Raw genomic sequence first — 21,597 nt, forward strand, 5'->3', positions numbered from 1 at the left:
GCGGCCATGCTATTGCCGCTGGAGCGCTCACCCTGACGGAAGTCGGCACCTGCGGCGAGAACTAGTCGGCGAGTAGCTCTGCAGCGTACCCGCGCACGGAGCGCTGATAGATAGGGAGGTAGTCGGCCAGCGCCATCAGTGCGACGGCCGCTGCCTGCGTAGGATCACCCCGGCTGGTGAGGGCAAGAGCGAGAAATGCGGCGGTAGGCCCCGTCCACTCATCGTCGGGATGCGTGTGTAACTGCTGCTCGAGTAGAGCGATCGACTCATCGACGCGATTGAGATTGCGTAGCGTGCTGGCCAGCTGGATCGTCGCCCGAGGCATGAGGGCGGCATCCAACCCACTCTTAATCGCCAGACGGTACAGCGGCTCGGCCGCGGCCTCTAGCCCGGCGTAGTCGCGCGCGCCCGCTGCTTCGAAGAGTGCCTCGGCATCGTCAGGGTCACGCTCGGCGACAAGCTCATCGATCGCTGAGACGACGTCGTGCTCGGCCATGGTGTCGGCGTGGGCCCAAATATCTGCGATTCGATCGCGCCAGTTCTGCTGCATTTGGTGAGCCTACAAGCAGCCTCTGGCGACGCGGTACTTTGCCTAGGGCGAACACGCCAGAATCGCGGCGCGTACTCGGATAGATTCGTAACACGCGATAACTGAAATGGAGCGCAACAATGGCCCAACCGGCATTGGTCTCGAGCATCTTCGACCAACTCCTCAAGGACCGCATCATCTGGCTCGGCTCAGAGGTGCGCGATGCAAACGCGAACGAGATCTGCGCAAAGATCTTGCTGCTCGCAGCAGAGGATCCCAAGCGCGACATCTACCTTTACATCAACTCACCCGGTGGTTCGATCACCGCGGGAATGGCGATCTACGACACGATGAACTTCGTGCCCAACGACATCGTCACCGTTGGCATTGGCCTTGCCGCCTCGATGGGGCAGTTCCTGCTCTCTTCGGGCACCAAGGGCAAGCGCTACATCACCCCCAACGCGCGCGTGCTCTTGCACCAGCCGTCGGGTGGATTCGGTGGAACGTCTGCTGACATCCAGACTCAGGCTGGCGTCATCCTCGACATGAAGAAGCGCATGGCTGAGCTCACCGCAGAGCAGACCGGCAAGAGCGTCGAGCAGGTTCTGATTGACAACGACCGTGACAACTGGTTTACGGCAAAGCAAGCGCTCGAATACGGCTTCGTTGACCACCTACGCGAATTCGCATCCGACGTTGTAGGCGGTGGCGGAACCGAAGACAACGCCTCCGACGACAACGCAACCGGCAAGAAGGACTAATCATGGAGAACTTCAACCTCGGAGCACAGGCACCCGCCGGTATCGGCCGCCCGGATGCTGATGCCCGCTACATCCTCCCCACGTTCGAAGAGCGCACGGCCTACGGTTACAAGCGTCAAGACCCGTACGCCAAGCTGTTCGAAGACCGCATCATCTTCTTGGGTGTGCAGATCGACGATGCTTCCGCTGACGACGTTATGGCTCAGCTTCTCGTTCTCGAGAGCCAAGACCCTGACCGCGACATCGTGATGTACATCAACTCACCCGGTGGATCGTTCACCGCGATGACGGCAATTTACGACACGATGCAGTACATCCGTCCGCAGATTCAGACCGTTGTTCTCGGCCAGGCTGCTTCGGCCGCTGCCGTGATCACCGCCGGTGGAACCAAGGGAAAGCGTCTGGCTCTGCCCAACGCCCGCATCCTCATCCACCAGCCCAGCGGTGGGTCGGAAGGTTCGAGCCAGGCGTCGGACATCGAGATTCAGGCACGCGAGATTCTTCGTATGCGTGGTTGGCTCGAAGAGACGCTCTCGCACCACTCGAACCGCACTCCGGAGCAGATCAACAAGGACATCGAGCGCGACAAGATCCTGAGCGCCGCTGAGGCTATGGAGTACGGTCTCATCGACCAAGTGCTCACGAGCCGCAAGACGCTGCCGGCGATCACGAGCTAATACTCGCTTTCACGTAATTGAGGCGGTCACCCCGATGGGGTGACCGCCTCAGTGCGTTAAAGCGGAAAGCACGAAGAAGGTGAGCTGGCGGAATCGCGACTCGACCTCGTGCTAGGACGCGTCTTTCTTGCGCTTGACGGAGATCAAGAAGATCGCCACGCCAGCAACGAGTACGAGAGCGACCGCGCCGCCGATCAACACTGCGGTTTCAGCGTCAACACTCGCGCCAGCGCCGTTACCGTCAGACACACTGCTATCGTCGGTGCCCTCGGCCGCTGCTGGGGGAGTGTTCTCTTCGAGCGACCCGCCGCCGCAGGCCGGCGGGGCATCGAGCGCCTCCGAGAGCACCTGGTCGGCATCGGGCTGCCACGTGAAGTCGATCTCGTCAGAGATGGTGTGGCCATCGGCTGAAACCAGCTGCCAGAGCATCCGGTACTCGCCCGGCTCACCGAGAGCAGCCAGCGTGGAGAGAGACTCGTCGCGGATGCTGACGCAACCGTCACCGTAGTAACCGCCGTCGGCATCCAGAATCTGAATCGCGAAACCACCGCCGTCTCCGCCCAGGTCAAGCAGTACGTCGTTGGTGGTGACAGATAACTCGTCGGGTAGCACGGTAAGAGTTTCGCCCTCGAGGGGAGTGCTGTCGACGATGTAGTTGTGGGCAGACGCGGGCGCGGCCACGAGCAGCAGCAGAGCTGCGATCGTGGCCGCGCTGAACGCGGCGCCGATGCGAAAAACTCGACGCATGATTCGAACTACTTAGTGGCGGGGCGACGGAAAGCGAACGCCGCTACGAGCGCGCCGAGACCGGCAACGAGGCCAGCGATTCCGAGACCGCGAGCAACGGGGTCTCCGCTGGATGCCGCCGCAGCGTCGGTGTGCTCGTCTTCGCTGGCATGGTCGTCGCCGTGAGCGTCTTCTTCCGTTTCAGCGTGACCGTGGTCATCTACCGGTGCATCGTTGACGTAGAGGATGGGAGCGGGCTTTTCGGCTCCTTCTTCGGTGCCACTCCAGCTCACCACGGAACCGTCGGTGTACGTCTGGTCGGCCGTCAGGACGACGCTTCCGACATCCGGCACCGGCCCAAGCGAGATAGGGAGCAAGAGTAGCGCGCCATCACCGAGCTCGGAGCCAGCCTGCGCTGTCCACACAATTGAAGTCACTGCTTCGGTGATCTCGCTTTCCCCGACCATGACGGGCTCCGGCAGTTCGCTGCGCACAAGCTCAGCGTCCCAACCGGGAACTGGTACAAAGCGCACGCTCGCGAACGGGGTGTCCGTGGGCAGGTTGAGCTGCACCTTGTTAGTTTTCTCGGTGTCGGACTCGTTGGGAACCTTGACCGTGATGAGTGCGTAGCTGCCGGCGTCGGACTGGCCCGGGTCGATCGTCACGTGAGCCATGGCCGCGAGCGGAGCCGCTACCGCGAGTGCTGCTCCTGCCGAGAGGGCGAGGGCAGCTTTAGTAAAGTTTTTCATTGTTTTCTTTCTCACAAAGGGTCGCTAAGGAGCGACAAATATCGGGGGTGCTGGGCGGCAGCGTTAGGCCGCGGCGAGGGCGGCCGGCGGGCCCCGATAGCGCGTAATGGCGAGAAAGCGAGCGACGAGCTGCACCGCTGGTGCGCTGCGTGGCTCAAGACGGAATTCCAGCACGGGAGTCGCGACGAGAGAGAGCGAGATGAAGAGGCGCGAGATAAACATCCGCGCCGTATCGAAGAGGCCCCAAAAAGCGACTTCGGCGTACCGGAAGGCCACGATTGTCACCGTCGCGGCGACGGCGTGAGAGAGCGACATCGCCGAATCCGCCGACCGAGCTACCGAGCTGAAGTCGAAGGTCATCGCGGCCATGTTGTGCTGGGCGATCCCCGCCGGGGCCAGCATCGAGCTGAAAAGCGCGTGGTACATCGCTTGGCTCGCCGCAATTGCGATGCTCAAACGAGCGAGGGAGATTGTGCGCCCCGCGAGGAGCGTGCAAATACTGATCGAGATCACGAGGGAGACGCCCATACCGAAAAGCGACGGCGTGACTCCACCCGCGAATTGATGGGAAAACGCCGCAGTAAAAGTGGCGAAGAAAGCGGCGATACTGCCACGAAGCACGCGCATGGCACGGGTATGCATGGGGCTCCTTCTGTGGTCGTCGCTAACCCCTCAAGCCTAGTTTGTCTGCGGGGTGCCGCTTGCGCTGCGAATTGCTGCATTTCGTGGTGCAACCGACGCGCCGAAACGCCGCCAGTAGTGGTGACCGAGACTGACCGAATATCGGGTTAGGCTCGTAATCAAGGTATTTACTCAAGGAGAGGAACCGGCATGGCCCGAATTGGGGAAAGCGCGGACCTGCTCAAGTGTTCCTTCTGCGGCAAAAGCCAAAAGCAGGTACAGCAATTGATTGCCGGTCCCGGTGTCTATATTTGCGACGAGTGCGTAGATCTGTGCAACGAGATCATTGAAGAGCGTCTTGCTGAAGCTGGCGAGGAGGCATCGAGCGAATTCGATCTGCCGAAGCCGCGGGAAATCTATGACTTCCTTGAGGAATACGTCATCGGCCAAGAGGCCGCTAAGCGCTCGCTCTCAGTCGCCGTCTACAACCACTACAAGCGCGTGCGCGCTCGTGGAACGATCACCTCGGCCGATGCGGTCATCGATGACGTTGAGATCGCCAAGTCGAACATCCTGCTGATCGGCCCGACCGGTTGCGGTAAGACCTATCTCGCTCAGACCCTCGCCAAGCGCCTTAACGTTCCGTTTGCTGTCGCGGATGCCACAGCGCTGACCGAAGCCGGCTACGTCGGTGAGGATGTCGAGAACATTCTCCTCAAGCTCCTTCAGGCCGCTGATTACGACGTCAAGCGCGCAGAAACCGGCATCATCTACATCGATGAGATCGACAAGATCGCTCGCAAGGCTGAGAACCCCTCCATCACGCGCGATGTCTCTGGTGAGGGCGTTCAGCAGGCTCTGCTCAAGATCCTTGAGGGCACCGTCGCCTCCGTTCCGCCTCAGGGCGGCCGCAAGCATCCGCATCAAGAGTTCATTCAGGTGGACACCACGAACGTGCTCTTCATCGTTGCGGGAGCCTTCTCGGGCCTCGAAGAAATCATCTCGAACCGTGCAGGTAAGAAGGGCATTGGTTTTGGAGCCCCGCTGCACAGCAAGGGCGACGACGTAAACCTCTTCGGCGAAGTTCTTCCAGAAGACCTTCACAAGTTTGGTCTCATTCCCGAGTTCATCGGTCGTCTGCCTGTTGTCACCACGGTGACGCAGCTCGACCAGGTGGCACTCATGGATATCTTGACGACGCCCAAGAACGCTCTCGTTCGTCAGTACCAGCGCATGTTCGAGATCGATGGTGTTGAACTCGAATTCGAGCGCGATGCGCTCGAGTCGATTGCCGATCTTGCGGTGCTTCGTCAGACCGGTGCTCGCGGATTGCGTGCCATCCTGGAAGAAGTGCTCGGACCGATCATGTTCGACGTGCCGTCGGACGAGACCGTTGGTCGCGTTATCGTCACCAGAGCTGCTGTTCTAGAGAACGCTGCCCCCACAATCATTCCTCGCCAGCCTGTGCGTGCGGAGAAGTCCGCCTAACAGCACATCTCCACTCGGTCGTACTTTCAAAAGCGCGGATGCCCTCGGGCGTCCGCGCTTTTTAGCGCGCGCTGAGGGTGACTGGGCTGGCACCGCGACGGCTTCATCGCCGGCGGGCTGTCGAGCAGTGCGCAGTGCTGTCGCTCATGGCGACAAGACACCCGGCCAGAGGCGACAACGCCAGAGAGGGAAGCAGAAGTCTCGGCAGAAGTGATGTTCCTGAGGGCGATCGCGCCGGGCAAACTCATTGCAGCCAAATTCGGGTGAGGCTGAGATGGGATCGCCCTCAGGACATCGTGCTAGGTGACGTCTAAGTGTGAAGGGGCGCGACTAACGCGACCCGCACCATTGTGCCCGACCGGAGACCGTTAACGAAAGGTTTTCACCAATGTTTGTGGCTCCGGCACAACAATCCACCATCCGCTGTGCTTTTCCTAGGAGCTTCGAACAAAGCGTTCACTTCTAGGGTGCCGCCAACTACGGTGTGGGCGCCGATTCCTGCGCGTCGACGCCCCGTTCAGTGCGCTGCGCGCTAGTTGAGGCCCCGACGAGTCAGCAAAGGCTGCAACTCGGCGTCACGCCCACGGAAGTCGCGGAATGCCTCGAGCGGATTCTTTGACCCTCCAACCCCCAGCAGGCGCGAGCGGAAGCGGTCTCCGTTCTCGCGGGAGAGCCCGCCGTTCTCGGTAAACCATTCGACCGTGTCGGCATCCAAGACCTCGCTCCAGATGTAGGAGTAGTAGCCAGCGTCATAGGCCGAGTTGGCGAAGATGTGCTGAAAGTAGGTGCTGGAGTAACGAGGGGGAACGGCCGGGTTGTCGAGACCGACTTCGGCTAGCGCTTGCGCTTCGAAGGCTGCGACATCCGTCACATCGTCGTCGGCGCCGATGCGGTGCCACGCCTGATCGATGAGAGCGGCGGCGAGGTATTCGCTCGTGAGGAAACCCTCGTTGAACGCGGCGCTCGCCTGAATGCGCTCCACGATCTCGCGGGGCATGGGCTCGCCGGTCTCGTAGTGCTTGGCGTAGTTGTCGAGCACCTCGGGCCAGAGCATCCACATTTCGTTCACTTGGCTGGGGAACTCGACGAAGTCGCGGTAGGTGTTCGTGCCCGAGAACTTGGGGTAGGTGACGCGGGCAAAGAGGCCATGCAGGGCGTGGCCGAACTCGTGGAACAGCGTGTTGACCTCGTCGTAGGTCAGTAGCGTGGTTTCGCCGGCGGCCGGCTTCGGTACGTTGAGGTTGTTGGTGACGATGACCGGATGCCCGAGCAGGTCAGACTGTGAGATGAGCGAGTTCATCCAGGCACCGCCCCGCTTGGAGTCGCGCGTGTACAGGTCGAGAGTGTAGAGCCCGACCTCGCTGCCGTCTTCGTTGGTGACTTCGAAGACACGCACGTCAGGGTGGTAGGCCGCGAGATCGCGGCGCTCGGTGAAAGTGACGCCGTAGAGCTTGGTCGCAGCGAAGAACACACCGTCTCGAAGCACTCGCTCTGCTTCGAAATATGGTCGCATCTGGGTGGTGTCGACGTTGTACTGCTCGGCGCGCACTTTCTCGGCGTAGAACGCCCAGTCAGCGGCCGTCACTTCGGTGCCCGCGAGCTTCTCGAGTGCTGCATGCTCGTCGCGAGCATTGCGGGCAGCAGCGGGGGCGAGCTTGCCGAGCATGTCAGCGACCCGCTGTGGGTTCTGCGCGGTCTCATCGGCGGTCACCCAGGCCGCGTGGCTGTCGAAGCCTAGGAGGGCCGCACGTTGCGATCGCACCTTCGCGATTTCGAGCACAAGTTCGCGATTGTCGAACTTGCCCCCGCGGATGCCGCGAGTGCGCGATGCTGCCATGACTCGGCCCCGAACATCCGCATTCTTCAACACCGAGAGGTGCGGCTGGTTCGTCGGCAGGATGAGGGTGATGAGGTACTTACCTGGGAGGCCGCGGTCGTTGGCGGCGCTGGCGGCTGCCGAAATCTCGGACGGTTCCAAGCCATCGAGCTCGTCGATGCTGTCGACGACGACGGCAAGGTCGTTCGTGTCGGCAAGCAGGTTCTTTTCGAACTTCGTGGTGAGGCTCGAGAGGCGCGAGTTGTAGTCGCGCAGGGTCGCTTTCGCGTCGTCGCTGAGGCCGGCGCCGGCAAGGGTGAATTCGGTGAAGTAGCGCTCGACCAGGTAGCGGGCTTCGGCATCCAACTCAGTGTCGTCGAGACTTTCGCGAATGCTGCGGATGCGCTCGTAGAGGGCGCTGTTGAGGCTGATGGCGTCGTTGTGGGCGGCCAGCTGGGGAGCGATGATCTCTTCGAGGGCATCGGAGGCCGCGTCGCCGTCGGCGGAGGTCTTATTGAAGAACACGATCGCCACCCGGCTGAGCAGCTGGCCGCTGGTCTCGAGGGGGATCATGGTGTTCTCGAAGGTCGCCGCTTCTGGCTGAGACGTAATTGCCTCAATCTCGGTGAGCTGTTCGGTCATCCCTTTCTCAAAGGCGGGCGCGTAGTGCTCGTCGTGAATGTCGGCGAATGGGGGCATACCGAAGGGCAACGTGCTGGGCGCAAAGAAAGGGTTGGTCATTGTTCTACCCTATTCTCAGATCATGACCAACGAGCGATATACCCATGGCCATCATGAAAGTGTTTTGAAGTCACACACGTGGCGCACGATCGCGAATTCGGCGGCGTATTTCGAACCGCATCTTGAGGCCGGGCTTTCTCTCCTCGATATTGGTTGTGGGCCGGGCACCATCACGGCCGAATTTGCGGAGCGCCTGGCCCCTGGTCGTGTTGTGGGGTTGGATGCCGCTGCCGCGGTAATCGAAAAGGCATCCGCTTTCACTGCCGACAACCTGAGTTTCATTGTGGGGGACGCGTATGCGTTGCCGTTCGACGATGACAGTTTCGATTTCGTGCATTCGCATCAGACTTTGCAGCATTTGGGCGATCCGGTCGCGGCTCTCGCGGAGATGAAGCGGGTCGCGAAGCCGGGTGGCTTGATCGCGGTGCGGGATGTGGACTATGCGGGCACGATTTGTTTTCCAGAGCTGCCGGGGTTGAAGGTCTGGGCTGACGTCTACGACGCGGTTCACCGCAGCAATGGGGGAGAGCCGAATGCGGGGCGTCGTCTCAAGTCGTGGGCGATGCAGGCCGGTTTGACCGAAGTCACCACGTCGGCATCGATCTGGAACTTCTCCGATGACACCGATCGTGAGTGGTGGGGAAGCATGTGGGAGGCGCGGGTGCTGGAGTCTGCCTTCGCTGAGGATGCGCTCAGCAAGTCGCTGGCTACGCCAGAGGTGTTGCAGCAGATCAGTAGTGCCTGGCGGGAGTGGGCCGATTCGCCTCAAGGATGGATGGCGATGCCGCACGGGGAGATTCTCGCGCGGGTGTGAACGTGAAGCCGTAGTCGACGCCGTGCGCGTTGTGTGCTTTTTGGCCTAGCAGCCGATCCCGGTGGGGTTCTCGTTGCAGTCTTGATCAACGAGAACGGTGGTCGCGTGACCGGCGGTCGCGGTGAGTGGCGGCGCCACAATGGTGAGGGTGCCGACCACGTTTCGCCAGCCGCTGCCGGCGACACGGTATTCGGCGGCGTAGGTAACGGCAAGAGTGATCGTGTAGTCGCCGGGTTCTTCAAAAACATGGCTGGTCGGCGTCGGGTCGAATTCGGCGATCCGGTATTTGGCCCAGGTGCGCCCGGGATTGTCGGTGCTTTCTGTGGTGCCGTCGCCGTAGTCCCAGCTGTAGCTCACTGGTGTGAATCGAACTTGGGCAGTGCCGCCGAAAAGGGTGCCGTCAACGACGTGGGCGGATGCGGCGGAATAGAAGTTGGTGTCGAGGCCGACGATCATCCACTGGTTCGGTTGCATCGCCGCAGCAGGTGCTTGCGGGCGGAATGACGCGATGTCAGAAATCGTGATTGCAGCGGTCGCTGCGGTTGCGGCATCGTCGTCTTCAGCCGGGCGAGTCCACGGCACGCACTCGATGCGCTGGATGTCGCACCATGCTTCCTCGACGTTGTCGAGGCCCTCGTCGACGGCCGGAGCATAGGCGACGCCGTCGGTGTACGTGGGTTCGTCGTAGTAGCCGCCGTCGCTCCCTCCGCCGCCTCCAGACCCGGCGGAATCGCGCACGCCTTCCAGCTCAACTATTGAATCGGAAGTATCAATTCCGGCAAGCAGCTCATCTTCGTCAATTCCCGACTGGAACACTAGGGACGATGCGGCCAGTGTGACTGAGAGCAGGAAACTTGCCGTCACGAGAGTGCGTTTCAGCACGTCGGGTCGGTCCAGACATCCCGTTCGGACAATCGCAGTTTCTGGTCAACAGCGTCGAAATCGAAGGTGACCTCCAGTCTGACTCGAGCTTGACGATCTGGTTTGACGAGAGAGTCTCCGTTCGAGTCGAGAAGGTCCACCTTCGAAACGTCATGACATAGGTAAATCGTGATTATCTCAACGTTCCCACCGCCGGATGAGTAACGTTGCAACACCGCCGAGTCGAATGTCGCATTCCCGACGCTTTTCTTGCCCTCGGCTCCGAAATCTTTGTATGACGATAACGTGCGCTCTGCGAAGTCGCCGGTCGTGATCGTCTCGATGCGTTCAGGCGAAGCCCCGCCTTCGTTGAGAATCACATTTGAGACGTCTACGAACTCACCATAGGCAGCCTCCGCCGCCGCCAGCGCCTCTTCATCGCTCGCATAGGGCGCGACGAATGTCGCACTCGGCTGAGGCGGTGCCGGGTCGGCGGGAACGCAGCCGCTGAGAGACGCTACGAGGAGCGCACCGATCGAGAGTCGTGTGAGATTCGATAGCCGCATATATTGACGCTAAACGGGTCAGGGGAGACGGGCTCGAACTATCCACAGTAAGCAGTGAGGGTTGCCGGCTCCGCGCGGTAGCGCGCATGAATGCAAATGCGCAGGCGCGGAGCGGGCAACAGTGAGCTGCGGGCTAGGAGGTGGGGTCTTTTACGCTGACGCTGCCGTCAGCGGCTTGGCGCACGATGGTGCCGTCGTCGAGTTCTGCGACGGGTCGTGATTCGAGCCACGTGAGTGTCCAACGCCACGCGCTGGTCTCGAGGTGGGCGACATCCGCTTCGACGCCGGCGATTGCCTCGCGCATTGCTGCATCGAGACGCTCAGGAACGTCGCCGCCGACCGGCCATCGTGTGCCGAGCTGCATTACACGTTCTTTTCGTAAAGAATCCAGGACGTGCGGTCTGCGACCTTGTCGTAGAGGCGCTTCGCGCTGTCGTTTTCCTTGTTGGTGATCCAGCGGAGCTTTCCGCCGCCATCTTCTGCCGCGCGGGCAGCGATGTCGTCGATGATCGTTCCGGCAACTCCAGCACCGCGGTGCTCGGGGTCAACGTAGAGGTCATCCATAAACCAACCCCACGAGGCGGTGAAGGTATCAGGCAGGCGGCGGTACAGGCCGAAGGCGGCAACATGGCCGGGGTCGGGTGCACCCTCTGGCGCTACAGCAACAACTGCGTTCAGCTGCGCTGAGTCATCCATCAACCACTCCCACACGCCCTGAACAATGGCGTCGGTGAATTCGGTTTCGTAGAACACTCCATATTTCACGAAGTGATCTTTCCACTCCTCGAAATCGTCTTTCTGGATGTCGCGGATCGTGTATGAAGGCTTCTCTGAACTCGTCATTCACTCAACAATACGCGGTTTGAGGGTTCGGCGCCGGGGAGGCGCCGAACCCTCAGCACACCTCTAGACAGAAGCCTCCGGTGCAGCCTCAACCAGAACGATGTCGCGAACCTCAATCTCGTCGGCTTCCACGATCGTCAGATCATGGATGCGGCCGACAGCCTTCAGATCGTCGATAGCAGCAGCGATCAGGGCTGGGCCCGCGAGAGTTGCCGAGCTCACCTCTGTCTTCTGCGATGCCTTGGCGTCAGTCTTGGCGCGACGGATCGTGATGAGCGCCTGGCCGACGGCATGGAATAGACCGCTCGGCTCAGCGGTGACGCCGAGTTCGTCGGCGGTCGGCCATGATGCCGCGTGAACCGAAGTGTCGTGCGTCCAGCGCCAGACCTCCTCCGTAGCGAACGGGAGGTACGGCGCGAAGAGACGCAAGAACACATCGATGGCGGTGTGCAGGGCGCGGTTGGCGCTGGCTTGCGCTTCGGGAGTTCCGGCGCCGTAGGCACGTTCCTTCACGAGCTCAAGGTAGTCATCGCAGAAAGCCCAGAAGAACTTCTCGGTTACCTCGAGCGCCTTGGCGTGATCGAAGTTCTCGAGCGCTGTGGTGGCCTGCGAGACGACCGAGGCTAGCTCGGCGAGCATCTCGAGGTCGAGCGCCTCGGTAACAACGACATCCGATGCCGTCGCCGACGCAGCAGGCGCCGGGAACGAGTACACGAACTTCGACGCGTTCAAAACCTTGATCGCTAGACGGCGACCGATCTTGATCTGCTTCGGGTTCTGCGGGTCGAAGGCCGCGTCAGTACCGAGGCGGCTGGATGCTGCCCAGTAGCGAACCGCATCCGAACCGTGGTCATCGAGCATGCCCTTGGGCGTGACAACGTTGCCCTTCGACTTGGACATCTTCTTGCGGTCGGGGTCGACGATGAAGCCAGAGATGCCGGCGTTCTTCCACGGCACCGTTCCGTGCTCGAGCTCCGAACGCAGCGCGGTCGAGAACAACCACGTACGGATGATGTCTTGGCCCTGGCTGCGCAGCGAGTAAGGGAAGACCACGTTGAAGAGCTCGGGGTCGGTCTCCCAACCGCCAGCAATCTGCGGGGTCAGCGACGAGGTCGCCCAGGTGTCCATGATGTCGAGTTCGCCCTCGAAGCCACCGGGAACACCACGCTGGTCTTCCGTGTAGCCGGGAGCGGTGTCGGAGGACGGGTCGATCGGCAGCGAAGCCTCGCTGGGAACGATCGGGGCACCCTTTTCACCGTCGGCGTTGAGCTCGTACCAGACGGGGATCGGCACGCCGAAGAAGCGCTGGCGCGAAATGAGCCAGTCGCCGGTGAGGCCACCGACCCAGTTGTCGTAGCGAACCCGCATGTGGTCGGGGGTGAAGTTGATCTGCTTGCCAGCCTCGAGCAGACGGCTGCGCAGCTTCTCGTCGCGGGCACCGTTGCTGATGTACCACTGGCGCGTGGAAATGATCTCGAGGGGCTTGTCGCCCTTTTCGAAGAACTTGACCTGGTGCTGAATCGGCTTAGCGTCACCGATCATTTCACCGGACTCTTTGAGAAGCGCCACCATGGCAGCCTTCGCGCTGAAGACTGTCTTGCCAGCAAGCTCGGCGTAGGCGGCCTGAGCGACGTCGCCCACGATGACATCCGGAGCGTCGGCAATGATGCGGCCGTCAGCACCGATGATGGTGCGGTTCGGCAGATCAAGCTCGCGCCACCAGACAACGTCAGTGACATCACCGAAGGTGCAAATCATCGCGATGCCGGACCCCTTGTCTTGCTGAGCAAGGTGGTGGGCCAGAATCGGAACCTCAACACCGAAGATCGGCGTCGTGACCATCGTGCCAAAGAGGTGCTTGTAGCGCTCGTCGTCGGGGTGGGCTACGAGAGCAACACAGGCCGGCAAAAGTTCGGGGCGAGTCGTCTCGATGTGGATGTCGTCGCCATCCGCCTTGTGGAAAGCCAAACGGTGGTACGCGGCAGGCTGCTCTTTGTCTTCGAGCTCGGCTTGCGCAACAGCGGTGCGGAATGTGACATCCCACAGCGTTGGCGCGAAGGCCTGGTAGGCCTCGCCACGCTCAAGGTTGCGCAGGAACGCACGCTGGGCGGCACGCTGAGCGTCATCGCCAATGGTGCGGTAGGTGAGGTTCCAATCAACGCTCAAGCCCAGCTGGCGCCACAGGTCTTCGAACTGCTTCTCGTCTTCGGCGGTCAGCGTCTCGCAGAGTTCAACGAAGTTGCGGCGAGAGATCGGAAGCTGCGCGGCAGCCTTCGTCGACTTGCCTTCGCCGCCCTGCTGTGGGGGCTCAAAGCCCTCGTCATAGGGGAGCGTGGGGTCGCAGCGCACGCCGTAATAGTTCTGAACCCGACGTTCAGTGGGCAGACCATTGTCATCCCACCCCATCGGGTAGAAGATCTCCTTGCCACGCATGCGCTGAAAGCGCGTGACCAAGTCCATGTGGGTGTAGCTGAAGACGTGGCCAATGTGCAGGCTGCCGGATGCCGTCGGCGGGGGAGTGTCGACCGAGAAGACGCAGTCAGAACCCTCAGCAAGCGCCTTCTGGCGATCAAACCGGTAGGTGCCTTCGTTTTCCCAGACGGGAGCCCACTTGCCTTCGAGGCCTTCTAGGGCGGGCTTTTCGGGAACGCTCGACGACATAATTACTCCGGTTCGATATGTGCGGCACCGAGTCAAAGAAGAGGTGCCTGAGTGTGATGGGTGACTCAATCGTATCCGAAGAGGGCGCGGTGAACGAGAACCCTGCGCGGAGCGCGAAGGTGGGGCGCCGGTGGTGTGCGACCGGGGCTAGTTCTTCGTTACGGTCACCGTCTCGTGGGCCAAATTGCCTACCGAGTCCTCCAACGTCACGGTGTAGACCTCAGAGTCATTGCTGCACTGGTAGTCGATTGTGTAGGTCGCCGTCGTGGGCACTTCCTCGTAGGGGGCAGCCTTCGCGTTCGTCGTTGCCACTCCGATCCACGCGGCCACGGCATCCGTGCTGCTCCACGAGAAGGTGAGTTGGCTGGTCGGATTCGCTGCTGTACACATCGCGCTTTCTGGAGCACTGAAGGTGGCGAAGGAGGGGCTCTCTGCCGGGGGCGGTGGGGCTGTCGTCGGCTCGGGCTCCGGGGCCGATTCCTCGGGTTCGGGCTCAGTTTCGCTCGGCTCGGGGGATGGGCTCTCGCTCGCGGTTGTTGAGGGGGTTGGCGAGGTCGCTACCGGAACAGAATCGCCTGACCCGCGCGTTGCCATCAGCGTCAGCGCGATGACGAGAGCAATGAGAAGCAGCCCGCCCACGATCGCCAGAATGATCAGTAGCGTTCGCGACTTTCCTTCCGGCTCAGAGAACGGAGTCGGTGGCTCACCCGAACCAGGCGGCACCGGTCCGCCTCCCGCAGCTCCGGTGGGCATGCCGCCTGCAGGCTCGAAGCGCACCGTGGGCGCATCACTGCCCTGGGCATCGAAGCGCTTGGTGGGCGCGTCGCCGTTCTGAGCATCGAAACGTTCGGTTGGTTGATCGTTACTCATGGCGTCGCTCCAAAGTGAGGGGGAACATGCAAGGAATTCAGCGTGGCTGAAGTTTAAACCCGCAGCGAGACCGTGTCGAGAGCTGCTCAATAAACGTTGAGCAGACTGCGAGGGAGGGAGCGCGCGAGGCGCGACTGAGCAACCGTGCCGTTAGCGGGCGGCGAGCACCGAATCGAGCGCACGCTCAACGTACGGCTCAAGGCGGCCGCGCTGGGGGCCTGCCTGTGCCCACTCCTGCGCCGCAGCCACCACGCAGGCAATGAGCGCGTACGCCTGGGCTCTGGCCAATGCCGGTTGCACGCCCTGACGCTCACCGAAACCTGCCAACAGCCGTGCCTGCGTAGCAAAACGACTCATCGCAGATGCCTGCAGTTCGGCCGCGCTGCCAATCAGGTCGTACTGGGTCAGGATGAACGGCACGTGCTGCGAGTCCAGCGGGGCAACAGCGGCGAGCATTGCAGCGCGGATGGCGTGCGCCGCGTCGGCGGGCTGTGCCGGCTGGTCGGCCAGCTCCGCTTTCAGCCGCTCGGTGGCAGCATCCAGCTCGACCCAGAAAACTTCGCCCTTGGCATCGAAATAGTTGAAGAACGTATTGCGGCTGACGCCCGCGCGGGTGGCGATCTGATCGACCGTGGTGCCGGTGTAGCCATTCTCAATGAACAGCTCAAAGGCAGACTCTTGGAGGAGTTCGCGAGATGCGGCGGGCGGGCGACCACGGGTGGCAGAGCGAGGAGGTGTCACGGCATCATCCTCTCACTCGGGGAAGCGCCGAGAGTAGCGACTGAGTGTAAGGGTCACGCGGGTTTGTAAAGATTTCGTCTGTCTCGCCCGTTTCCACGATGCGGCCCTCGTTGATGACCGCTACACGATCACTCATGTGGCGAATCACCCCGAGGTCGTGAGAGATGAAGAGATAGCTCAGGCGAAGGTGGCGCTGCAGTTCGTCGAGCAGATTCAGCACTCGGGCCTGAGTCGAGACATCCAAGGACGACACCGGCTCGTCACACAGAATCGTCTGCGGTCCTGGTGCGAGCGCGCGCGCAATTGCCACCCGTTGGCGCTGACCGCCCGACAAGTGAAGCGGACGACGGTTCTTGAGCGACTGAGGCAAGCCCACGGCCTCGAGCAACTCAGCGGGTGTTGTTAGCGAACGGCCAGTAGCGGACGCCCGCACGCTGAGCGCATCGGTGAGGATGCGCTCGACGCTCAACCGGGGATCGAACGAGCTCAAGGCATCCTGGTAAATCGCGCCGAGCGTGGAGCGAAGCGGGCGGCGCTCGCGGGCACTCAACGAACCCCACTCGGAGCCGTTCAGCAGCACTTCGCCGCTATCGGCGGTTTCAAGCCCGAGGGCGATGCGCGCGATCGTGGTCTTGCCCGAGCCCGACTGGCCGACCAGGCCGAGTGTTGTGCCGGCGGCGAGAGTGAGCGAAACGTTGTCAAGGGCTTGAATAGCGCTGCCGTGTGGCGTCGGATACCGGCGTGAGACCGAGCGGAGTTCGAGAGCCGGCGGCGCGATCGAATCGGCGCTCGCGGCAGGCACAGCAGCAGCGGGCACAGCGGCAGCAGCAGCAGGCTCCGTCACACGTGCCGTCGCGGAGAGCGGTGCGTGGCCGGGCAGCGCGGACCCGCCAGCGAGGGAACCGACTTCGACATCCGCCGGCAACGTCAACGGAACGCCGCGCGGAACATCCACCGGGATAGCAGCAAGCAACTGCTGGGTGGGCAGCGCTGCCGGCGCCCGCAAAACGGCGTTCGTTTCTCCGGCTTCCACGATGCGGCCCTCGCTCATGACGGCCACGCGATCGGCCACCCTCGAGACAACAGCCAAATCGTGAGTGATGAGGATCAGGGCGGTCCCGTCATTGCGCAGCGATGACAGCAGCTCGAGCACGCGCGCCTGCACCGTGACGTCGAGAGCGGTCGTGGGCTCGTCGGCGATGATGAGCGCGGGGCCGGCGGCGATCCCGGCGGCGATGAGCGCGCGCTGGCGCAGTCCGCCCGAGAGCTCGCCCGAGCGTTGCCGGGCTCGCAGGGCAGGGTCCGGAATGCCCACGGCATCCAACAGCTCAAGCACGCGGGCTTGACGCTCGCGCTGGCTGAGGGTGGTGTGCAGCCGCAGCACATCATCGATTTCGCGGCCGACCGGGCGCAACGGGTCGAGTGACACGAGCGCATCCTGCAACACCAGCCCAATGGATGCTCCGCGAATGCTTCGCCACCGTCGAGCACCGGGTGCCGGAAGACTTTCTCCCGCCAGACTCAACTCGCTGAAGCTCACGTGGGCTCCGGCGGGCGCAAGCCCGAGCAGGGAACGCGCCGTGACGCTCTTGCCCGATCCCGACTCGCCGACGATCGCGAGGCATTCGCCGGCGCCGACCTCGAAGCTCACGTTGTCGACGGCCGGGCGGGCGGCGCGGTCGAAGTGCACGCTGAGGTTGCTCGCGCGCAGCAGCGGGGTGGCGGTCATCCGCGGGCCTCCTGACGGGTGCGAGCGTTGAGGGCGCGACCGAGCACCGTGAATGATGCTGCGGTGGCAACGATGGCAAGGCCCGGGAAAACCGTGAGCCACCACGCGACGTCGATGTAGGTGCGGCCGCTGGAGAGCATCGCGCCCCATTCGGCGGCGGGCGGGGCGACGCCGAGCCCGAGGAACCCGAGCGAGGAGGCCCAGACAATCGCTTGGCCGACGCCGAGGGTGCCGAGCACGAAGATGGGGGAGAGCGCGCCGGGCAGAATGTGTTGCCACACGATTCGCGCCCGCGAATGGCCAAGAACTGTCGCGGCCTCGACGTAGCTGGCGCTGCGCACACTGCGTAGTTGGCTGCGGATGATGCGGGCATAGCCAGGCGCGGTCGAGAGGCCCACCGCGACTGTTGAGGTGACCACGCCGGGCCCGGCAATCGCGATGAACACGAGCGCCAGCAGCAGGCCGGGGAGCGCGAACATGACCTCGACGATGCGCGTGCTCACGAAGTCGCCAAGCCTGCTGCCGAGGCCACCGAGCAGGCCCAGAATGAGCGCGAGGGCGAGCCCGACCGCGGTGGCGGCGATTCCGATGAGCAGGGAGTTTCCGGCTCCGAAAACGACACGGGTGTAGACATCGCGACCGGACTCGTCAGTACCGAAAAAGTGGGCAAGCGATGGTGACTGGAACGCTTCGGCCGGGGCTACGGCATCCGGATCAGCGGTCGTGATGAGCTGCGGCACCAGAGCGGCCATCAGAATCAGCACAAGAATCGCGAGAGCAATCACGACGCCCGTGTGGCGAAGCAATCCGCCGCGATCTAGGATGCCGCCAGCGCGCCCCGAAGGTTGTGAGAGTCGGCCAGCCAGGATTTCGGTCATCGTGCTGCCACCTCCGTCACGCGCGGATCGACGATGCGGTCGACGGCATCCGTCGCGATCGTCACGAGGATGAAGGTCAGCGCCGAGAGGAGGGCGACGGCGGTGACGACGGGGATGTCGCGAATGGTGACAGCGTTGAGGAGCGTTCTGCCGAGGCCGGGACGGGCGAAGATCGTTTCGACGACGACGGCACCGCTCAGGAGCGAGCCAAAAGCCCAGCCGGAGAGGGAGATGCCGGGCAGGGCCGCGTGCCGCAGCACGTGCCGCAGTCGCACGCCCCATTCGCTCTCGCCGCGAGCGCGCGCTGACAGCACAAAAGGCTGCTCGTAGGCGTTAGCAAGAGACTCGCGCATCACCTGGCCTAGAAAGCCCATGAGCGGGAGTGCCAGAGTGAGCACAGGTAAGACGAGGCCGAGCGGGCCGGGCACGCTAATCGGCGGCAGCCAGTGCAGCGTGTTGCTCAGCAGAATGATGAGTAGCGACGCCAACCAAAAATGCGGAACCGCCGCCGCCAGCAGTTCGAGCCCCGAGCCCAACGCGCGTGCAACGCGACCGCGACCGCTCGTAGCCAGCGTGAGGGTAAGGGCGCCAAGCCAGGCCACCACGAGAGAAACAATCGTGAGCACGAGCGTCGACCAGAGTTGCGTCAGCACATAGGGAGCCACCGCGACCTTGAGCGCGTAGGACGTACCGAAGTCAGCGACGGCGAGCTTGCCCATCGCCAGAAAATACTGAACGATCAGCGGCTGGTCGAGGCCGTAGTCGGCGCGAATCTGGGCCACCGCTTCGGCGGAAGCCTGCGAACCAGGTCCACCGAGAATCGCATCCACGGGATCCCCCGGAATCAACCGCAGTGCGAAGAAGATGACCGTCGCGACCGCCCACAGAACAAACACCCCACCGCCCGCCCGGCGCGCGATCCACCCCAGCGACCGCAATCGCGTCGCTGGGGTAGAGACACTCGCTGATGCAGCAGTGTCAGGCGAAACCGTCACAGTGGGCGTTCTTTTAGTTGCTCAACCACGCATCGTAGAACGTTGGCGCGGCGACCGGCGGCAGAGCCCGGAAGCCCTCGACGCTCGTGCTGTACAGGTAGTGGTTCTGCTGGTCGTACAGAGGCAGAACATAGAAACCATCGACAATGATCGACTGGGCCTCGGCATACAGTGCTTGGCGCTCACCGGCGTCCGAGACTTCGCTGGCGGTCGTCAGAATCTCATCGAGAGCGGGATCGCTCAGCTGGGCGAGGTTCGCGTAGTACCCGCTCGGCGCCGGAATGATCGAGTCAGAGTGGTACAGGATACGCAGCACGTCAGCGCCGACCTTCGTATACGGAGCGCTCACGAGGTTGTACTCGTTCGTGAACAGAGCGCCGTACCAGGATGACAAATCGGTCGGTTGCAGGATGACCTCAAAGCCGACGTCTTTCGCGGAGGCCTGAATCTGCTCAAAGAGTGACTGCTCGGCCGGGATTGACTGGTTCGTGCTGATGGGGAATGTCAGGCTCAGGCGCTCGCCGTCTTTCGTGCGGTAGCCGTCGGAGTCGATCGTGTTCCAGCCGGCGTCGTCGAGCAGCGTCTTCGCCGCCTCCGGGTCGGTGGTGAACACGTCGGGGGTCGAGATGCCCGCAGGCTCGACACTCGAGAGCACCGAATAGGAGCGCTCGGCCGTACCAAAGAACAGGCTCTCGATTCCCGGGTTGACATCCACCGAACGGATGAAGGCTTCACGAACACGGACATCGTCAAACGGCGCCTTGCCCGAGTTCAGTTCGATGCGGTTGGCGGCTCCGGGGCGCGGCGCGTCGAGTTCTTCGATCGTGGCCACGTCGGCGGCGGACGAGATGTTGTTGGGCTGCGCGTTATCGATGACGTCGACATCGCTCGACTGGAGAGCCGCGTAGCGTGTCGCGGCATCCGGAATGAAGCGCCACTCGATGGCGTCGAGACGGGCCGCACCGCCGTGCTCGGCGTCAGCGGGGGCCGAGTTGTAGTCGTCGTTGCGTTCGAGGGTGACCGACTGCTGCTTGACCCACTCGGTGACGATGAACGGGCCGGTGCCCACGGGGCTCTCGCAGTTGGTTGCTTGGTCGCGCTCGAGGGCGGTGGGAGATTGGATGCTCACCCATGGTTGCGAGAACGACTCGAGCAGAGCGCTGTCGGGGGTCGACAGGGTGAAACGTACCTGGTCGGCGGCGACGGCTTCGATTCCATCGATCTTGCCCACAGCGAGGTAGCCGGTTGAGGAAGCGGTGTCGGGATCCTTTAAGTGTTCGATGTTTGCCTTCACGGCGTCAGCATCAAAGGGGGTGCCGTCGGTGAAGCTCACGTCAGAGCGGAGTGTGAAGTCCCACGTGAGGCCGTCGGCGCTTTCAGTCCAGTCGGTGGCGAGCCACGGGATGATTTCGCCGTCGCTGTTCTTCGAGACGAGCGATTCAAGGTACTGAGTGCTGATGAGTCCCTGCGGGTAGTTGCCACCGACATGCGGATCGAGGCAGTCGGGCTCCGCGTCACCGGTGGCGTACACGAGCGTGCCGCCGTTGACGGGATCGGCAGCCGGTTCGGCGGTTGCCGTGCAGCCGGCTAGCAGGGCGGCGCTTGCGGTAACGGCGAGGGGAAGCAGGAGGAGGCGACGCACGCTCAACGAGTGTCCTTTGTGTGGGGATGGCTTGTGGCCGGGAGGGGAGCTGAGCGCGGCGAGGGGGATGCTCGGGGGAGGCAATTGCTTCTTTGTTGAACTCAGTACATAAACTCTAACATGACAAAAAACCGGGCCGGTGTGCCTAAGCACAACCGACCCGGTGAGTGAAGCTACAAGACGCTGAAATCGCGCCCTAGTCCTGCTTGCGCGAGAACTTGGTGGCGATCTTCCATGTGGTGGGGATCACGGCTGCGGCGATGCCAGCCTTGATGAGTCCACCGATGATGAAGGGGTAGAGGCCCCAGGCGAGAACCTGCTCGAGCGTGCCGCCGGTCACGAGGGCGAGCCACGTGAGGCCGAACGCGAAGGTGACGACAGTGCCCCCGACGAACGAGAGCGCAGCGCCGAGGAACTTCTTGTCCCAGTCACGCTGAGCGAGCCAGCCGGTGAAGGCAGCGGCGAAGATGAAACCGACGATGTAGCCACCGGTGGTGCCCGCGAGAACGTTGAGCCCAGAGGATGCTTCGCTGAAGACGGGGAGCCCAACCAGGCCGAGCAGTGCGTACAGCGCCATCGAGATCGCACCACGCGTGGCACCGAGCGAAGCACCAACAAGGAGCACAGCGAGCGTCTGGCCCGTGATCGGTACGGGGTACAGCGGCACAACAACCTGGGCCATCACAGCAGTCAAAGCGGCGCCGGCGGCAACGAGCGTGATGTCAGTGGCGAGGCTACGAGAAAAGACGGTGTCGGCGAGCGTGGGCCGGCCGAGGGTCAAAGTGAGAGTCGACACGCGACGCTCCTTTCCTTTGTCTGCGAACTGTGAAGAGCCCTGCCTGAATAGGCGGGTGCCTGAATAACCCTAGTCATAGTTCGCGGCGAGCTG

At 62.6% G+C, this 21,597-nt stretch carries 21 protein-coding genes; 4 read left to right on the top strand and 17 right to left on the bottom strand.

Annotated features, from left to right (window positions below; genetic code table 11):
* Nucleotides 1-61: 61 nt before the first annotated feature.
* Entirely contained in the window at nt 62-550 is a 489-nt protein-coding gene (locus I6E58_RS06840; RefSeq protein ID WP_197131677.1) for a tetratricopeptide repeat protein, read from the bottom strand.
* Nucleotides 551-669: 119 nt separating this feature from the next.
* Here I6E58_RS06840 and I6E58_RS06845 point away from each other — a divergent pair, with 119 nt between their 5' ends.
* Entirely contained in the window at nt 670-1,290 is a 621-nt protein-coding gene (locus I6E58_RS06845) for an ATP-dependent Clp protease proteolytic subunit (protein ID WP_129071684.1), read from the top strand.
* A 2-nt stretch (nt 1,291-1,292) separates the two neighbouring features.
* The gene (locus I6E58_RS06850; RefSeq protein ID WP_129071683.1) at nt 1,293-1,967 is read left to right on the top strand and encodes an ATP-dependent Clp protease proteolytic subunit; all 675 of its coding nucleotides are present in this window, start codon (nt 1,293-1,295) and stop codon (nt 1,965-1,967) included.
* A 111-nt stretch (nt 1,968-2,078) separates the two neighbouring features.
* Here the strand turns inward: I6E58_RS06850 and I6E58_RS06855 are convergent, their stop codons facing one another.
* From I6E58_RS06855 to I6E58_RS06865, 3 genes are all read right to left on the bottom strand, one after another.
* The gene (locus I6E58_RS06855) at nt 2,079-2,714 is read right to left on the bottom strand and encodes a copper resistance protein CopC (RefSeq protein ID WP_197131678.1); all 636 of its coding nucleotides are present in this window, start codon (nt 2,712-2,714) and stop codon (nt 2,079-2,081) included.
* Nucleotides 2,715-2,722: 8 nt separating this feature from the next.
* Nucleotides 2,723-3,442 (bottom strand): YcnI family protein, encoded by a 720-nt coding sequence (locus I6E58_RS06860; protein WP_129071681.1) that lies wholly within the window; start codon nt 3,440-3,442, stop codon nt 2,723-2,725.
* Between the two features lie 63 nt (nt 3,443-3,505).
* Nucleotides 3,506-4,084, bottom strand: coding sequence for a hypothetical protein (locus I6E58_RS06865; RefSeq protein ID WP_197131680.1), 579 nt, complete (start codon nt 4,082-4,084; stop codon nt 3,506-3,508).
* Between the two features lie 189 nt (nt 4,085-4,273).
* Between I6E58_RS06865 and clpX the strand changes: the two genes are divergently transcribed.
* A complete protein-coding gene (gene clpX, locus I6E58_RS06870; protein WP_197131682.1) occupies nt 4,274-5,551 on the top strand; it encodes an ATP-dependent Clp protease ATP-binding subunit ClpX in 1,278 nt (425 codons plus the stop codon).
* Nucleotides 5,552-6,083: 532 nt separating this feature from the next.
* Here clpX and I6E58_RS06875 read toward each other — a convergent pair.
* The gene (locus I6E58_RS06875; RefSeq protein ID WP_197131684.1) at nt 6,084-8,108 is read right to left on the bottom strand and encodes a M3 family metallopeptidase; all 2,025 of its coding nucleotides are present in this window, start codon (nt 8,106-8,108) and stop codon (nt 6,084-6,086) included.
* 22 nt (nt 8,109-8,130) lie between these two features.
* Between I6E58_RS06875 and I6E58_RS06880 the strand changes: the two genes are divergently transcribed.
* Nucleotides 8,131-8,922, top strand: coding sequence for a class I SAM-dependent methyltransferase (locus tag I6E58_RS06880; RefSeq protein WP_197131687.1), 792 nt, complete (start codon nt 8,131-8,133; stop codon nt 8,920-8,922).
* A gap of 45 nt (nt 8,923-8,967) precedes the next feature.
* Here the strand turns inward: I6E58_RS06880 and I6E58_RS06885 are convergent, their stop codons facing one another.
* The 12 genes from I6E58_RS06885 to I6E58_RS06940 form a co-directional block, all read right to left on the bottom strand.
* Nucleotides 8,968-9,804, bottom strand: coding sequence for a PKD domain-containing protein (locus I6E58_RS06885; protein ID WP_197131690.1), 837 nt, complete (start codon nt 9,802-9,804; stop codon nt 8,968-8,970).
* Nucleotides 9,798-10,349: a hypothetical protein gene (locus tag I6E58_RS06890; RefSeq protein ID WP_197131693.1), complete on the bottom strand. Its 552-nt coding sequence runs from the start codon at nt 10,347-10,349 to the stop codon at nt 9,798-9,800. Before I6E58_RS06890 ends, I6E58_RS06885 begins: the two co-directional genes overlap by 7 nt.
* A gap of 133 nt (nt 10,350-10,482) precedes the next feature.
* Nucleotides 10,483-10,713 (bottom strand): hypothetical protein, encoded by a 231-nt coding sequence (locus tag I6E58_RS06895; protein WP_197131696.1) that lies wholly within the window; start codon nt 10,711-10,713, stop codon nt 10,483-10,485.
* Nucleotides 10,713-11,192 carry a GNAT family N-acetyltransferase gene (locus tag I6E58_RS06900; RefSeq protein WP_129071674.1) on the bottom strand — a complete coding sequence of 160 codons (480 nt, stop codon included), beginning with the start codon at nt 11,190-11,192 and terminating at the stop codon, nt 10,713-10,715. The genes I6E58_RS06895 and I6E58_RS06900 overlap by 1 nt, the downstream gene beginning before the upstream one ends.
* A gap of 63 nt (nt 11,193-11,255) precedes the next feature.
* Entirely contained in the window at nt 11,256-13,853 is a 2,598-nt protein-coding gene (gene valS, locus I6E58_RS06905) for a valine--tRNA ligase (RefSeq protein ID WP_197131698.1), read from the bottom strand.
* 147 nt (nt 13,854-14,000) lie between these two features.
* Complete coding sequence (locus tag I6E58_RS06910; RefSeq protein ID WP_197131700.1) at nt 14,001-14,723, bottom strand: hypothetical protein; 723 nt, start codon at nt 14,721-14,723, stop codon at nt 14,001-14,003.
* 150 nt (nt 14,724-14,873) lie between these two features.
* Nucleotides 14,874-15,464 (bottom strand): TetR/AcrR family transcriptional regulator, encoded by a 591-nt coding sequence (locus tag I6E58_RS14455; RefSeq protein ID WP_197131702.1) that lies wholly within the window; start codon nt 15,462-15,464, stop codon nt 14,874-14,876.
* 4 nt (nt 15,465-15,468) lie between these two features.
* On the bottom strand, nt 15,469-17,193 hold the full coding sequence (nikE, locus tag I6E58_RS06920; RefSeq protein WP_197131704.1) for an ABC transporter ATP-binding protein: 1,725 nt from the start codon (nt 17,191-17,193) through the stop codon (nt 15,469-15,471).
* Nucleotides 17,190-18,071: an ABC transporter permease gene (locus tag I6E58_RS06925; protein WP_197131706.1), complete on the bottom strand. Its 882-nt coding sequence runs from the start codon at nt 18,069-18,071 to the stop codon at nt 17,190-17,192. Before I6E58_RS06925 ends, nikE begins: the two co-directional genes overlap by 4 nt.
* A complete protein-coding gene (locus I6E58_RS06930; RefSeq protein WP_197131708.1) occupies nt 18,068-19,066 on the bottom strand; it encodes an ABC transporter permease in 999 nt (332 codons plus the stop codon). The genes I6E58_RS06925 and I6E58_RS06930 overlap by 4 nt, the downstream gene beginning before the upstream one ends.
* A 13-nt stretch (nt 19,067-19,079) precedes the next feature.
* A complete protein-coding gene (locus I6E58_RS06935; RefSeq protein WP_197131710.1) occupies nt 19,080-20,714 on the bottom strand; it encodes an ABC transporter substrate-binding protein in 1,635 nt (544 codons plus the stop codon).
* 190 nt (nt 20,715-20,904) lie between these two features.
* Nucleotides 20,905-21,504 (bottom strand): biotin transporter BioY, encoded by a 600-nt coding sequence (locus I6E58_RS06940; protein ID WP_129071666.1) that lies wholly within the window; start codon nt 21,502-21,504, stop codon nt 20,905-20,907.
* Nucleotides 21,505-21,597: the final 93 nt, after the last annotated feature.

This window comes from Salinibacterium sp. SWN1162, from assembly GCF_015864675.1.
Classification (GTDB): domain Bacteria; phylum Actinomycetota; class Actinomycetes; order Actinomycetales; family Microbacteriaceae; genus Rhodoglobus.